Genomic DNA, 13,866 nt, shown 5'->3' with positions numbered 1-13,866 from the left:
GCAAGATCCATGTCGGCGGTACACATTGCTCAGAAGAGAACGATGAGAAGCGCGAGGATGCAGACGAAGATCCCCGCCTCGGCCAGCGGCGGGTTGGCGACGTAGCGGCTGAAGCGGATGCGGCTGAAGCCGAACCGCAGGAGCACCATGATGGCCAGGGCCGCCACCACATAGGCGACGAAGGGCGAGATCAGGACGCCGCCGAGATCGATGTCATGCCGCACGGGGCGCCTCCATCAGGCCGGTCGCAGGATGCCGAGGCGGCGCAGGAGGCGGTGCTGGCTCTCCATGATGCCGCCCGCCGTCACCAGGTCGCTGACGAGGCGGGCGATGTCGAGCCGCGTCGGACCGCCCACGGATCGGCCGTGCCGGAGGAACGCACGAACGGACCGGGCGAGCGTGGCCGCGTCCGCCGCCTCCAGTCCCTCCCGCGCCTGCCTCGCGGCATCGTTCAGAGAAGGCTCGTCGGGGAGGCGGCACAGCTGGGCATGGGCGCGGGCGGCGGCCGATTCGAGGCGGGCTAGGTCGAAGGCACGGTCCAGGCTCGCCGCGCGGACGGCGCCGCTGCCCGAACTCCATTGCGAGAATTGCAGCAGCCGATCGCTGTTGAGGCTGGTGCGGGTGGTGGCGTCGCCGCCATCGCCGGCCAGCGCGTCCAGCACCGAATCCCGAGCCGAATCGAGGGCGAAGGCGCGACGCTGGGCGGGCGAGATCGGCAGTACGATCCGCACCGCGACGAAGAGGATACAAGCCGCCATGGTCACCAGGAACGCGTTCGCGAGGAAGCCCTGCACGTCGTAGGTCTGCGGGTTGGACGGCGACAGGAGGACCATGAAGAACACGAGCAGGATGAAGCCGATTCCGAATGTCGGCGGGTTCAGGCTGAGAAAGCACGCCACGAAGATCACCGGCGCGATGGCGATGGCGAGCAGCGGGAAGCCCTGCTCGCCCCCCAGCACGCCGAAGAGCACGATTCCGGCGCAGAGCGCCGCGACAGGCATGCCGATGAGGACGCCGCGGGCGAAGGCCTTCGAATCGGGCGCGATGGCCGAGAGCGAACAGGTCGCCGCCACCTGTACCAAGGCGAAGGAGGTGGCGGGCCAGCCGGCGGCGATGAGGAGGAGGGCGGTGGCGCCAAAGGCGATCCCCACCCGTGCCGCCCCACGAAGGGCCACTGGCAAGTCGCGATGCGTCGGCAGGGCGACGTCGCGCTTCGGTCGGCAGCCGGTGGAAAGGGCGTTCAATCCATCCTCGGCAAAGGAGGAGGCGCGCGCGAAATCGAGGCCGCGCTGCAGCGCCAGGATCTCCAGGGGCGCGCTCGTCTCACTCTGGATCGCCTCATCCACCAGGGCACCGAGACGATGCGAAGCCGCGTCGGCATCGGGCGTCCCGTCGTCGGTCAGGCCCAGGCAGATCCGGCGGGCCTCGGCGACAGCCTCACTCTCGCGGTCCAGCATGGCGGCGGCGGCCGTGAAGGCGCGGCTCGCCGCCGCCATGGCGTAGAGCGCGGCGATGGTGCTGCGCGCCCCGGCGGCCCGGCGGGCGCCGTCGTCGAGTTCGCCGCCGATGGCGCTTGCATCGGCGCGCATCACCGCGATCTGCCGGATCAGGGCCGCCGCGCGCTCCGAGCCTGGATCCGCCCGGGACAGGGTCTCGCGGGCGAAAGCCTGGGTGGCCGACAGGGCCTCCGAGAGCGGCTTGCGCAGGGTGCGCCACGTGCTGGGCGAGGCCAGCGCGTCGTTGATGAAGGTGATGGCGACGATGCCGATGGTGATCGCCGCGACGCGGTCGATGGCGGCCTCGAAGACCGCCTGCGGCGTGTCGATATGGGCGACGGCGACGATGGCGACGGTGAAGCCCGCGAGCATGGCGCCATAGGCCCGCGTGTCCTGCAGGAAGTGGGCGACGAAGACGCAGAGGCCGAGCCAGGTCGCCACGGAGACCAGGAGGAGAACCCTGTCCTGTCCGAACGCACCGATCAGCAGAATCGATATCGCGCCCCCCGCCAGGGTGCCGAGAAAGCGGTACAGCGCCTTGGACAGGGCTTGGCCGCGTTTGGGCTGGGCCAGGATCGCCACACAGACGGCGGCCGACGAGGCGCCGGAGAGCTGAAGCCAGAACCCGGCGTAGAGGGCCAGCACCATGGCGAGCCAGATCCGCAGGGCGAATGCCCAGGCGGAGGGCGCGGGAAAGATGCGCTCGACGAACGAGAGCACGCGGTCGGCCGGGGAGGGGCGTGTTTCGGCGGACAGCCCGCTCATCGGCAGGCTCCGCTCACAGGGAAAGCCCCGTTCACAGGGAAGGCTCGCCCGCCGCCGCATCCGCGGCCTTGCCGGCGACCCGCATCTGCCAGAGGCAGAGGAGGGGCGTCACCACCAGCTCCATGATCAGCGCCCCCAGCATGACCGCCGAAGGCAGCCCGGTGAGATAGAGACCGAGCAGCCGCGCCAGACCGCCGAGCGCGACGACGAGGGTCAGGAAGCGGAACAGGCGCGATTTCGCCTCGATGGCCGGGACGCAGCTCCAGAACAGGATGCCGATGCCCATCAGAAGACCCGACAGGTAGCGGAAATGACTGTCGGCGGAGATCTGGGCCAGGCTGTTGCCGCCGACTCCTCCAAGCCCGAACAGGATTCCGAAGAGGCCGGACGCCACCGGTATGATCGCGGCCACCGCCACGACTCGTTGCAGCGCCTCGCGCTCCCGCATGCGTCCGTTCCCCGTTCAGGCCCGGCTGATCCCGCGCCCGCGAGCCGGCTCCCAGCCGAACTAGATCAGGCCTTGATCTCCTTCAAGCGCTTGACGCATTTACTATAATATTGCGGCCATTTCGGTCCTTGCGCGGCCTTGTCGGCGACCGAAAGGGCGCGCCATTCGGCACCGCACTTCTTCTGCCGCTCCCTGGCAGCGTTCTGCCCCACGCTCAATTCCTTCGCGGCGGCATCCGGGGAAGCGGCCACAGGGGCCTGGGCGGACGCGGCCGTGGCGAAGCCCAGAACCATGGACACCGCGATCACCATGGCTGGAAAACAACAAACCCGCATGATTGCAACCCCAGATCGTTACCCTGCACTCACGAAACGGAGGCAGAGCCGACCTCATCACAGCCAGAAGTCGGGGGGAGAGCAAGTCTCTTCGTCGCGCCGCCCCATGCCGTCCACCGTTGGATGTCGGCGTGAAACCTGCAACCATCCGCTTTCTCGTCCGGTTTGAATCGGCGATATGACGCGACCCTGACAGGAGCGGGACGTTTCCCATGGCCGCCGCCACCCAGAACCCCATCGACGTCCATACCTGGGGCACGCCCAACGGTTGGAAGATTCCCATCATGCTGGAAGAGTGCGGCCTGCCCTATCGGGTGGTGCCGGTGAATATCGGCAAGGGCGACCAGCTGGCCCCGGACTTTTTGGCGATCTCGCCCAACAACAAGATTCCGGCCATCGTCGATCCGGACGGCCCCGGAGGGAAGCCGATCTCGATCTTCGAATCGGGGGCGATTCTCCAATATCTCGGTCGCAAGACCGGGTGCCTCTACCCGGCCGACGAACGCGCCAGAGCGGCGGTGGACGAATGGCTGTTCTGGCAGGTTGGCGGCTTCGGGCCGATGCTTGGCCAGACGCATCATTTCCGGATCTACGCGCAGGAGAAGATCCCCTACGCCATCGAGCGGTTCACCACCGAATCGCATCGGCTCTACGGCGTGCTGGATCGCCGCCTCGCGGATCGCGACTACGTGGCCGGCGAATATTCCATCGCCGACATCGCGATCCTCACCTGGGCCAAGCATCACGAGAAGCAGGATATCGACCTGTCGAGCCTGCCGAATGTCCGGCGCTGGCTCGATCTGGTTCTGGCGAGACCCGCCGTGAAGCGAGGCTTCGCGGCGATCTGATCCGCTACTTCTTGGCTTCGGCCTGAGCGGCGGCCGGCTTGGCGGCCGCCTTCGGAGCGGGCTTCGGCACGGCCTCGGAAGCCGGAGCGACAGCGGCCTGCTGGTTCACGTCCGGCACGCGAGTCCAGGTCTCCGAACCGCACAGGACCTTGAGCAGGCATCCCGACACGCTGAGCTCGGAGCCGGACTCGCGCTCCAGGCTGACCTGATAGATCTTGCCCTCGTCGATATTGTAGATGTCGCCCGAAAACTTCTCCTCGTCGGGGGCGAGCCCCTCGATGAGTTGCAGGCCGATCACGGGACGCGAGCGCTTCTTCGGGTCGGGGTTCTTGGCGTCGGTGCGCGGCGCGCCCGTCTCGGTGGTGGGCGTCTTCAGCCACACGACCTTACCGCAGATGTTCGCGCTGTTCGGGCCGCAATGATCGATGCGGATCTTGGCGCGGCCATCCTTCGTGAGCCAGGTGCCGGACGGGTCCTTCGACGGGGCCGCAACGGCGGCGACGAGTCCGGAAAGCAGGAAGGCGGAGGTCAGGGCAACGCGCATGGCTTTTGGTCTCCTGGAGCCTGTGAAGGGCCGCGGCGCATCGGCGGGAGCGTCGCGAAGGGTCGTGAGCCTGGGGTCGAGAGCTTGGTCGTGGCCGTGCCGGGCGTCGAGAACGGTCCGGGCCGGCGTCTTCTGGTGCGAGAAGACACCAGCAATCGGGCGAATTTCCGGCACTGTTGCGCCGAAGCCATGACCAAGGGAATTCCGCTGTGGATGCGCCGTCTTCGTCCTTCGGGTTGAGAGGAGGAGGCGTGCCCGCTATAAGCCGGCCGCCGAAGCCGTTTTCGGCTGAGCGAACATAACCGGACTGAACATGGCCACCGAGCGCACTTTCTCCATCCTGAAGCCCGACGCGACCAAGCGGAACCTCACCGGCGCCGTGAATGCCGTGATCGAGAAGGCGGGCCTGCGCATCGTCGGCCAGCGTCGCATCCAGATGACCCAGGCCCAGGCCGAAAAGTTCTACGAGATTCACAAGGAGCGCCCGTTCTTCGGTGAACTCGTCTCCTTCATGACCTCGGGCCCCGTGGTCGTGCAGGTGCTCGAGGGCGAGAACGCCGTCGCCGCCTACCGCACCGTGATGGGCGCCACCAACCCGGCCAATGCCGACGAGGGCACCATCCGCAAGACCTTCTCCGAGTCGGTCGGCGAGAACACCGTGCACGGCTCTGACAGCGCCGAGAACGCGAAGATCGAGATCGCGCAGTTCTTCCAGGATTCCGACATCGTCGGCTGAGCCCGACCGGCTTTCGCGCCGCCAACGGGTTCGTGATCGCATCGTCGTCCGGTGAACCGGGAGCGTGGCGCGGAACGATGCCGGGTGTGGCGCGAACGCCCTTGCGCGCGAGTCCTGCCGGGCGTGAAAGGAATTCCCTCATCGAATCCCTTTCACGGACCCCACATTCCATGCGCTCCATCGCTTCGCGCACCGGCCGGATCCTGCTCGCCGCCGGCCTCGTGTCCCTGCTCGCCGCCTGCAACGCGAACAAGGATGCGCCCACGGCCTCCCTCGAAGGCTACACGCCCGACCCCGCGTTGAAGACGGCCTCCGCCAGCAACCTCACCGGACGCGTGCGCCACGCCTGCACGGTGACGCAGTCCCGCCTGCAGAGCGTCCCCGAGGCGTCGCTCGCCCGCCCATGCGGCTGCTACGCCAAGCAGACCCTGGCGAGCCTCAACCCGGCCGAGCTCGAATCCTACCGCACCACCGGCTACTTCAACGATTCCGCCCGCGCGAAGGCTCTCTCGGCCCTCGACAGCTGCAGCCTGCCGCGCCCGGCGTAAGCCGTCATCATCGCCGATCTCGATGTTTCGGGATCGGCGATTCGGGCCTCAGCCTTGCGCGGACAGGCTGAGCAAGGCCCCCTCGGCCGGCGCGATATCTCCGGCGAACACCACGCGGCCACTCTCCAGCCTGGCCTGTCCGCTGGCGATCAGCGCGAGGGCACGGGGGTAAAGGAGGTGTTCCTGCACGAGAATGCGCGCGGCGAGACTGTCGGCATCGTCGCCCGGCAGGACCGGGACGGCGGCCTGGGCCACGATCGGCCCGGCATCGAGTTCCGGCACCACGTAATGCACCGTGCAGCCATGCAAGCAGACGCCGGCCGCCAAGGCCTGCTCGTGGGTATGGACGCCGCGAAATAGCGGCAGCAGCGAAGGATGGATGTTGATCATCCGCCCGGCCCAAGCCTCGACGAAGCCCGCGGAGAGGATCCGCATGAAGCCGGCCAGCACGACGAGTTCGATCCTGGCCGCTTCGAGTTCCGCGTTCAGGGCGGCATCGAAGCTCGCCCGGTCGGAATAGGCACGGTGATCGAGCGCCTTCGTGGCGATCCCGACACTCGCCGCATGAGCAAGTCCGCCGGCGTCCGGCCGGTTGGAGGCGACGAGAACGATCTCGGCCGGATAGTCCGGCGCCCGAGCGGCCTCGATCAGCGAGACCATGTTCGAGCCGCGTCCCGAGATGAGGATCGCGACCCGCATCTTGGGCCGGGGAGCCATCACAGAGCGAGCTTACCCTGGAAAGTCACCGGCTCGGGTCCGCGCTCGGTGATGAGCCCGAGGCGGATCGGCGAGGCCCCGGCAGTGTCGAGCGCACGGGTCACCGCCGACACGCTCTCCGGCGAGACCACCGCCACCATGCCGATACCGCAATTAAAGGTGCGCAGCATTTCGGATTCCGCGACCCCGCCGACCTTCGAGATCCATCCGAAGACGGGCGGCGGAATGATCGCGTCGAGGTCGATGCTGATGCCGACTCCATCGGGCAGGACGCGGGGCAGGTTGTCGGGAAAGCCGCCGCCGGTGATGTGGGCGAGGGCCTTGATCCCGTCGGTGGCCCTCAGTGCGGCCAGCAGCGGCTTCACGTAGATCCGGGTCGGCTCCAGCAGGGCGTCGCCGAGCGAGCGCGACGGCTCGAACGGGGCCGGGTCATCGTAGGAGAGGCCGCTTGCCTCGACGATCCGGCGGACCAGCGAGAAGCCGTTGGAATGTACACCGGAGGACGGCAGGCCGAGAACGACGTCGCCGGGCGCAATGCCGGGACGCGGCAGCAGCTTGCCACGCTCGGCGGCGCCGACACTGAAGCCGGCCAGATCGTAATCCGAGCCGTCGTAGAGGCCGGGCATCTCGGCGGTCTCGCCGCCGATGAGGGCGCAGCCCGCGATGCGGCAGCCCGCCGCGATCCCGCGGACGATATCGGTGCCGACACCCGGCACCAGTTTGCCGGTGGCGTAATAATCGAGGAAGAACAGCGGCTCGGCGCCCTGGACGATGATGTCGTTCACGCACATCGCCACGAGATCGACGCCGATCGTGTCGTGGCGGCCGGTCTCGATGGCGATCTTGACCTTGGTGCCGACACCGTCATTGGCCGCCACCAGGATCGGGTCGGAGAAGCCGGCGGCCTTCAGGTCGAACAACCCGCCGAACCCGCCGATCTCGGCATCCGCCCCGGGCCGGCGGGTGGAGCGCACCAGCGGCTTGATCGTCTCGACCATGGCGTTGCCTGCATCGATATCGACGCCCGCATCCGCGTAGGTCATTCCGTTCCGGCTTTCGCCGTTCTTGCTCTCGGCCGTCATCGGCGCCCCGTCTCGCAATCCACGTCCTGCATGGCCAGCATCGGGATGTCGGCCAAAGTCATTCCGCTCCTCTAGCCGCTTGCACCAATCTCGGCGAGTCGTGATCGGGAAATTAGCGATTCGCAACAGATCCGGCCCTCCAGGGAGAATGCCATGCGGGATACGACCGGCCACCGCCATGCCTTGACCGTAGGCGCTGCCGTTCCCACTCTCCGCAACGGCGGACACGACGAGGGGGGACGGCCGATGCGCGGCAGGGCGGTGATCGGACTGGCGGGCCTCGGCATCGTCGCGCTGCTGCTCTACCTGCTTTCGGGGGTGATGCTGCCCTTCGTGGCAGGGCTGGCCCTCGCGTATCTTCTCGACCCCATGGCCGACAGGCTCCAGCGCCTGGGGCTTGGGCGGCTCTCCGCCTCGCTCCTGATCCTCGCCATGTTCGTCGTCGGGCTCGTGGTGATCCTGCTGATCGTGGTGCCCCTGGCCGCCAATCAGATCTCGGCGCTTGTGACGACGTTCCCCGGCATGGTGTCACGGCTGCAGGGTATCATCGTCGAGCGGGTCGGGCCGATCCTGACGCGGGTCGGCGGGGCGGACGTTCTCAACGACCTGCAATCGTCCGTCGGAACCCTGGTGGGGCAGGGCGGCACGTGGTTCCTGGCTTTCCTGAAGTCGCTGTGGTCGGGCAGCCAGGCGCTGGTCTCCATCGCCTCGCTCCTCGTCGTCACCCCCGTCGTGGCCTTCTACCTCCTCGTCGACTGGGATCGGATGGTCGCCACCGTCGACGGCTGGACCCCTCCGCGCCACCGCACCACCGTGCGGCGTCTGGCCGGCGAGATCGACCGGGCGATCATCGGCTTCGTCCGCGGACAGACCCTGGTCTGCCTGATCCTGGGGACGTTCTATGCCGTCGGCCTATTCTTCGTCGGGGTGAATTTCGGCGTGCTGATCGGGATGATCGCGGGTTTCCTCACCTTCATCCCCTATGTCGGCACCCTCGTCGGCTTCCTTCTCTCGGTGGGCGTCGCCCTGGTCCAGTTCTGGCCGACATCGGACTGGCTCCATATCGGGCTGACCGTTGCCGTGTTCGTGGTCGGTCAGTTCTTCGAGGGCAACGTCATCTCGCCCAAGCTCGTCGGTGACTCGGTCGGGCTGCACCCGGTCTGGCTGATGTTCGCGCTCCTGGCCTTCGGCTCCCTGTTCGGGTTCCTCGGCCTCCTTCTCGCCGTGCCGGTGGCCGCCTCCATCGGCGTCATCGTGCGGTTCGCGATCTCGCGTTATCTTCAAAGTCCACTCTATTATGCGGAGGAACCGATCCTGATTCAGAAGCGCGAGGGATGAAGACACCGATGCGCGTGGCCGCGCCTCCGAAGCAACTCGCCTTCGACCTCCCCCTCGACCCGCGCTACGGTCGCGAGGATTTCCTGGTGGGGCCGGCGAACGAGGCCGCCTATGGGCTGATCGAGGCCTGGCCGCGCTGGCCCGATACGGTCTGTCTCATCACGGGGCCGTCGGGCAGCGGCAAGAGCCATCTGGCCTCGATCTGGGCGACGCGTTCCCACGCCTGGACCGTCCCCGCCTCGGGCGTCACCGCCGACTCAGTCACCCATCTCGTCTCGAACGGTGCCCTGGTCATCGAAGATCTCGACCGGCCCGAGGGGCGCGACGAGGCGGCCCTGTTCCACCTCCTCAACCTCGCCCGGGAGAATGGCAGCCCCGTCCTCATCACGGCGGCGGCGCCGGTTGAGGCGCTAGGGCTTGTCACAGCCGATCTGCGCTCGCGCCTCAGGCTGGCGCCGGGCGCCACGATTCTGCCCCCCGACGATGCGCTGATGCGAGCGGTGCTGGTAAAGCTTTTCGTGGACCGCCAGCTCGTCGTCGATCTCAGCGTCGTCGAGGCCATCGCCTTGCGGATCGACCGTTCCCTTGCCAGGGCAAGGGCAGTAGTGGCCGAACTCGACCGCGACGCCCTGCGTCGGGGTCGACGCATCACGAGGCCGCTGGCCATGTCGGTCCTGGCCGATCTGGGAGTACCGGACGACGAGGCCGGCGACGACGAGACCGAAGAGGACGGTCCGCCGACCTGATGAAAGGTCCGGCCCGTTTGTCATCGAAATGTCAGACGCGGCGACCCTATCGTATGTTACGAAGCAGATCGTTTTATCAGAGTTGAGGAGAAGACCCGTTGCCGGAAGTCGAGTCGGACGCGATCGCCAAGGGTACGGATGCCGAGGAGCGGGAAGCGGCTCTGGCCGCCGAGGACTCGCACGGCGAGAACGGCCCCGGCGAGGACGACCTGGATTCCCGGACGCCGAACGCGGCGCCAGCGAAGGGGCCTGCGCCCCGACGCCGGCCCGCGGGCGCCGGCACCGTCCGGGCCCCCGCCGCGCATGCACGGGTGACGAAGCCCGCCTCGACGGCCTCGAAGTCCCGGCCCGGAGCGACGGCGCAGGATTCCGCATCGGCGGACGACGCGGAGACCGATTCCATCCTGGTCGAGACGGTCATCGCCGACACGGTGCCCGAACGGGCCGCCGCCGAGCCCCCGGCGCGGGAGAGCGTTCTGGCGGCCGGTAGGGCCCTTCGCGAATCGCCGGAGCGTTTCGTGAACCGGGAATTGTCGTGGCTGCAATTCAACCGCCGAGTGCTGGAGGAAGCCTCCAACACCAGCCATCCGCTGCTGGAACAGCTGCGCTTCCTCTCGATCTCGGCCAACAACCTCGACGAGTTTTTCATGGTTCGCGTGGCGGGCCTGCACGATCAGGTCCGCGCCGGGCTGATCCAGCCGTCGCAGGATGGGCTGAGCCCGGCCGAACAGCTTGCCCGCATCGGTTCGGAAGTCTCGCGGCTGGCCCTCGACCAGCAACGGCGCTGGCGTGAATTGCGTGACGATCTGCATGGAGTCGGTATCGACTTGGTAGAGCCCGGTGACCTGACCCCGGAGCACAAGGCCTGGCTGGAGGAGTACTTCCTCAGTCACGTCTTCCCGGTCCTGACGCCGCTCGCCATCGATCCGGCCCATCCCTTCCCGTTCCTGTCCAACCTCGGCTCCAGCATCGCACTGATGATGGTCCGCCCGCGCGACGGGCGGACGCTGCGCGCCCTCATCCGTCTGCCCTCGGTCCTTGGCCGCTTCGTGCGCCTGCCCGACATGGCCGGGGACACCACCGCGCGCTTCATCGCCATCGAGCAGCTGATCGTGCTGTTCACGGGCCGCCTGTTCCCCGGATATTTCGTGAAGGGGCAGGGGGCGTTCCGCGTCATCCGCGATTCCGACCTCGAGATCGAGGAAGAGGCGGAGGACCTCGTCCTGCATTTCGAGACCGCATTGAAACAGCGCCGGCGCGGCGTCGTCATCCGGCTCGAGGTCGAGGCCGGGATGCCTGAGGACCTTCGGGCCTTCGTCGCCGACGAACTCGAGATCGGCTACGACGCCATCTTCGTGGTGGAGGGCATGCTTGCCCTCAATGAGTTGGCGCAGATCGTCGGAATCGACCGGCCGGACCTGAAGTTCAAATCCTACAACCCACGCTTCCCCGAGCGCATCCGCGAGAGCGGCGGCGATGTCTTCGCCGCCATCCGGCAGAAGGACTTCATCGTCCACCACCCCTACGAATCGTTCGATTCGGTGGTTCAGTTCCTGGCCCAGGCGGCCCGTGACCCGAACGTGGTGGCGATCAAGCAGACCCTCTACCGCACCTCGTCGAACTCACCGATCGTGGCTGCGCTGGCCGAGGCCGCGGAACTCGGCAAGTCCGTCACAGCCCTGGTGGAGTTGAAGGCGCGGTTCGACGAGGAAGCCAATATTCGCTGGGCCCGTGACCTGGAGAAGGCCGGCGCGCAGGTGGTGTTCGGCTTCATCGAACTGAAGACCCATGCCAAGCTGTCGATGGTGGTGCGCCGCGAGGGCGACAAGCTCGTCACCTACTGCCATGTCGGCACCGGCAACTACCATCCGATCACCGCGCGGGTTTACACGGACCAGTCGTTCTTCACCGCCGATCCGGCGGTGGCGCGGGACGTCTCGCGCATCTTCAACTACATCACCGGCTATGCCGAGCCCGCCGAACTCGAGCGGATGTCGGTCTCGCCGCTGACGTTGAAGCCACGCCTGATCGAGAGCATCGCGGCCGAGGTGGCGCATGCCAAGGCCGGGCGTCCGGCCGCGATCTGGATCAAGTGCAATTCCCTCGTCGACGCGCAGATCATCGACGCGCTCTACGACGCCTCACAGGCGGGTGTGCAGATCGACTGCGTGGTGCGCGGAATCTGCTGCCTGAGGCCCGGCATTCCCGGCCTCTCGGAGACGATCCGGGTCAAGTCCATCGTCGGGCGCTTCCTCGAACACGGTCGGATCTACGCCTTCGGCAACGGATTCGGCCTGCCTCATCCCAAGGCCACGGTCTCGATCTCGTCCGCCGACCTGATGAGCCGTAACCTCGACCGCCGGGTCGAGGCGCTCCTGCCCATCACCAACCAGACTGTGCACCAGCAGGTGCTGGACCAGATCATGCTCGCCAACCTTCTCGACAACCAGCAGAGCTGGCGTGTACTGGCGTCTGGTGCGAGTGAACGGGTCCAGCCTGCGGAGGGTGAGGAGCCGTTCAACGCGCACAAATACTTCATGACGAACCCGAGCCTGTCCGGTCGGGGCAAGTCCTCGAAGAAGTCGAGTCCGCGTGCGTTGAGCCGCAGGGCCCAACGTTCGTGAGCGGACGATTCCAGCAGGAGCTGGTCATGGGACTTCCTCGTGACGGCAGGTCGGGTCTAGGCTTCACGACTCAAGGAGATCCCGGCGTGCAGGACCGCGTGGAACCGGTGGCGATCATCGACATCGGCTCGAATTCCGTGCGGCTCGTGGCCTATGACGGTCTGAACCGCGCGCCGACGCCGCTCTACAACGAGAAAGTCCTGTGTGGGCTGGGCCGCAACGTGTTCAGCACGGGCCGGCTCAACGAGGAGGCGGTCCGGCGCGCGCTCAGCGCGCTCGCGCGCTTCCGCATCCTCTGCGAGACGATGAAGGTCGGCCGTGTCTTCGTGCTGGCCACGGCCGCCGCGCGCGACGCGCAGAACGGCCCGGAATTCCTCGCCGCGGCGGAGGCCGCCTGCGGCCACAGGATTGAACTCCTGTCCGGTCGGCGGGAGGCCGAGCTCTCGGCCCTCGGCGTGATTTCCGGGTTCCACACGCCGGACGGGGTCGTCGGCGATCTCGGCGGCGGCTCCCTCGAACTCGTGGACGTACGCGGCGCCACAGTAGGGCAGGGCGTGACCATGCCGCTGGGCGGCCTCGCCCTTCAGGACCTGTCCGGCGGGTCGGTGAAGAAGGCCCTCAAGATCGCCCGCGAGAACCTCGCCAAGGCGGCCCCCCAGTTGGAAACCCTGCGCGGTCGCAGCTTCTACGCGGTCGGCGGCACATGGCGGGCGCTGGCCCGCCTACACCAGGCAGCGCGGGGCTACCCGCTCCACGTCATGCACGGCTACAGCATCGAGCCGTCGGACGAGCTGAGCTTCCTCGAAGTGGTCGAACGCACCGACGCCGCGCTGCTGCAGGACGTGGAAGCGGTCTCCGAGGCGCGCAGGCCCCTTCTCGCCTACGGTGCCGTGGTGCTGGAGGAGATCATCCGCGTCGGCCGTCCGCGTGAACTCGCCATCTCGGCGAGCGGCGTCCGCGAGGGCCTGCTCTACGAGCAGCTCGACCGCGACACGCGCCTGACCGACCCGCTTCTCGCGGCGGCGGCGGAACTCAACCGGCTCCGCGCCCGCTCGCCAGGCCATGGCGCCGATCTCATCACCTGGACCGACCGCTTCGTCGCCACCCTCGACGGACCGGAAACCGCCGACGAGCGCCGCCTGCGCCACGCCGCCTGTCTCCTGTCGGATATCGGCTGGCGCGCGCATCCCGATTACCGGGGCGAGCAGAGCATCAACATCATCACCCATGCCGCCTTCGTGGGCATCGACCATCCGGGCCGGGCCTATCTCGCGCTGGCAGTGTATTTCCGTCACGAGGGCGTCGCTGCCGAGAAGGCGAGCCCGATGCTGCGCAGCCTCGCCGGACCACGCCTGTTCGAGCGCGCCCGGCTCCTCGGCGCGCTCCTGCGCATCGCCTTCCCGGTCTCGGCGGGGATGGAGGGAGCCCTGGCGCGCCTGCCCCTCCTCTTGGACGATCGACGGGTGACCTTGACCCTGCCGGCGGACCTGGCCGCGCTCCCCGGAGACCGCCTCCTCAACCGCGTCCGCGGTCTCGGTCGGATTCTGGGGATGGAGGGGCGGATCGCCTGTCCCTGACGTTTTTCAAACAAGCGCCGCCGGGCAGGCCTCTCGACACGAGGGGTTCTCAGGACAACGGC

14 protein-coding genes are annotated in these 13,866 nt (G+C 67.7%); 7 read left to right on the top strand and 7 right to left on the bottom strand.

Annotated elements, in window-relative coordinates; genetic code table 11:
- Positions 1-29: 29 nt before the first annotated feature.
- The 4 genes from IPV08_RS11735 to IPV08_RS11720 form a co-directional block, all read right to left on the bottom strand.
- Positions 30-224: a DUF1656 domain-containing protein gene (locus tag IPV08_RS11735; RefSeq protein WP_056424155.1), complete on the bottom strand. Its 195-nt coding sequence runs from the start codon at positions 222-224 to the stop codon at positions 30-32.
- Positions 225-236: 12 nt separating this feature from the next.
- Positions 237-2,261: an FUSC family protein gene (locus tag IPV08_RS11730; RefSeq protein WP_207412022.1), complete on the bottom strand. Its 2,025-nt coding sequence runs from the start codon at positions 2,259-2,261 to the stop codon at positions 237-239.
- Between the two features lie 31 nt (positions 2,262-2,292).
- Positions 2,293-2,709: a DUF4345 domain-containing protein gene (locus IPV08_RS11725; protein WP_207412021.1), complete on the bottom strand. Its 417-nt coding sequence runs from the start codon at positions 2,707-2,709 to the stop codon at positions 2,293-2,295.
- Positions 2,710-2,774: 65 nt separating this feature from the next.
- On the bottom strand, positions 2,775-3,002 hold the full coding sequence (locus IPV08_RS11720; RefSeq protein WP_348271046.1) for a hypothetical protein: 228 nt from the start codon (positions 3,000-3,002) through the stop codon (positions 2,775-2,777).
- 254 nt (positions 3,003-3,256) lie between these two features.
- On the opposite strand from IPV08_RS11720, the gene IPV08_RS11715 reads away from it, so the two are divergent.
- Positions 3,257-3,892, top strand: coding sequence for a glutathione S-transferase N-terminal domain-containing protein (locus IPV08_RS11715; protein ID WP_207412020.1), 636 nt, complete (start codon positions 3,257-3,259; stop codon positions 3,890-3,892).
- Positions 3,893-3,896: 4 nt separating this feature from the next.
- On the opposite strand, the gene IPV08_RS11710 is transcribed toward IPV08_RS11715, so the two are convergent.
- On the bottom strand, positions 3,897-4,436 hold the full coding sequence (locus IPV08_RS11710) for a DUF2147 domain-containing protein (protein ID WP_207412019.1): 540 nt from the start codon (positions 4,434-4,436) through the stop codon (positions 3,897-3,899).
- Between the two features lie 313 nt (positions 4,437-4,749).
- Here IPV08_RS11710 and ndk point away from each other — a divergent pair, with 313 nt between their 5' ends.
- Positions 4,750-5,172, top strand: a complete 423-nt coding sequence (gene ndk / locus IPV08_RS11705; protein ID WP_018043493.1) for a nucleoside-diphosphate kinase — start codon at positions 4,750-4,752, stop codon at positions 5,170-5,172.
- Positions 5,173-5,342: 170 nt separating this feature from the next.
- Positions 5,343-5,720, top strand: a complete 378-nt coding sequence (locus IPV08_RS11700) for a hypothetical protein (protein WP_207412018.1) — start codon at positions 5,343-5,345, stop codon at positions 5,718-5,720.
- A gap of 48 nt (positions 5,721-5,768) precedes the next feature.
- Here the strand turns inward: IPV08_RS11700 and purN are convergent, their stop codons facing one another.
- Together purN and purM are read right to left on the bottom strand one after the other, a co-directional pair.
- The gene (gene purN / locus IPV08_RS11695) at positions 5,769-6,437 is read right to left on the bottom strand and encodes a phosphoribosylglycinamide formyltransferase (protein ID WP_207412017.1); all 669 of its coding nucleotides are present in this window, start codon (positions 6,435-6,437) and stop codon (positions 5,769-5,771) included.
- Positions 6,437-7,519, bottom strand: coding sequence for a phosphoribosylformylglycinamidine cyclo-ligase (purM, locus tag IPV08_RS11690; RefSeq protein ID WP_207412016.1), 1,083 nt, complete (start codon positions 7,517-7,519; stop codon positions 6,437-6,439). The genes purN and purM overlap by 1 nt, the downstream gene beginning before the upstream one ends.
- A 246-nt stretch (positions 7,520-7,765) precedes the next feature.
- Here purM and IPV08_RS11685 point away from each other — a divergent pair, with 246 nt between their 5' ends.
- From IPV08_RS11685 to ppx, 4 genes are all read left to right on the top strand, one after another.
- A complete protein-coding gene (locus tag IPV08_RS11685) occupies positions 7,766-8,857 on the top strand; it encodes an AI-2E family transporter (protein ID WP_207412065.1) in 1,092 nt (363 codons plus the stop codon).
- 8 nt (positions 8,858-8,865) lie between these two features.
- Complete coding sequence (locus IPV08_RS11680) at positions 8,866-9,603, top strand: DnaA/Hda family protein (RefSeq protein WP_207412064.1); 738 nt, start codon at positions 8,866-8,868, stop codon at positions 9,601-9,603.
- A 431-nt stretch (positions 9,604-10,034) separates the two neighbouring features.
- On the top strand, positions 10,035-12,227 hold the full coding sequence (locus tag IPV08_RS11675; protein ID WP_244478124.1) for an RNA degradosome polyphosphate kinase: 2,193 nt from the start codon (positions 10,035-10,037) through the stop codon (positions 12,225-12,227).
- 86 nt (positions 12,228-12,313) lie between these two features.
- Entirely contained in the window at positions 12,314-13,804 is a 1,491-nt protein-coding gene (ppx, locus tag IPV08_RS11670; protein WP_207412014.1) for an exopolyphosphatase, read from the top strand.
- Positions 13,805-13,866: the final 62 nt, after the last annotated feature.

Origin of the sequence: Methylobacterium sp. SD274, assembly GCF_017355285.1 — a bacterium.
Classification (GTDB): domain Bacteria; phylum Pseudomonadota; class Alphaproteobacteria; order Rhizobiales; family Beijerinckiaceae; genus Methylobacterium.
This window is presented reverse-complemented; position numbering and strand designations above follow the sequence as displayed.

Excerpts from the sequence above, each read along its gene's own strand:
- ndk (WP_018043493.1), top strand. The coding sequence starts at position 4,750 with ATGGCCACCGAGCGCACTTTCTCCATCCTGAAGCCCGACGCGACCAAG.
- purM (WP_207412016.1), bottom strand. The coding sequence starts at position 7,519 with ATGACGGCCGAGAGCAAGAACGGCGAAAGCCGGAACGGAATGACCTAC.
- IPV08_RS11710 (WP_207412019.1), bottom strand. The coding sequence starts at position 4,436 with ATGCGCGTTGCCCTGACCTCCGCCTTCCTGCTTTCCGGACTCGTCGCC.
- IPV08_RS11720 (WP_348271046.1), bottom strand. The coding sequence starts at position 3,002 with ATGGTTCTGGGCTTCGCCACGGCCGCGTCCGCCCAGGCCCCTGTGGCC.
- IPV08_RS11680 (WP_207412064.1), top strand. The coding sequence starts at position 8,866 with ATGCGCGTGGCCGCGCCTCCGAAGCAACTCGCCTTCGACCTCCCCCTC.
- IPV08_RS11700 (WP_207412018.1), top strand. The coding sequence starts at position 5,343 with ATGCGCTCCATCGCTTCGCGCACCGGCCGGATCCTGCTCGCCGCCGGC.
- IPV08_RS11715 (WP_207412020.1), top strand. The coding sequence starts at position 3,257 with ATGGCCGCCGCCACCCAGAACCCCATCGACGTCCATACCTGGGGCACG.
- IPV08_RS11730 (WP_207412022.1), bottom strand. The coding sequence starts at position 2,261 with ATGAGCGGGCTGTCCGCCGAAACACGCCCCTCCCCGGCCGACCGCGTG.
- IPV08_RS11725 (WP_207412021.1), bottom strand. The coding sequence starts at position 2,709 with ATGCGGGAGCGCGAGGCGCTGCAACGAGTCGTGGCGGTGGCCGCGATC.
- purN (WP_207412017.1), bottom strand. The coding sequence starts at position 6,437 with ATGGCTCCCCGGCCCAAGATGCGGGTCGCGATCCTCATCTCGGGACGC.
- IPV08_RS11685 (WP_207412065.1), top strand. The coding sequence starts at position 7,766 with ATGCGCGGCAGGGCGGTGATCGGACTGGCGGGCCTCGGCATCGTCGCG.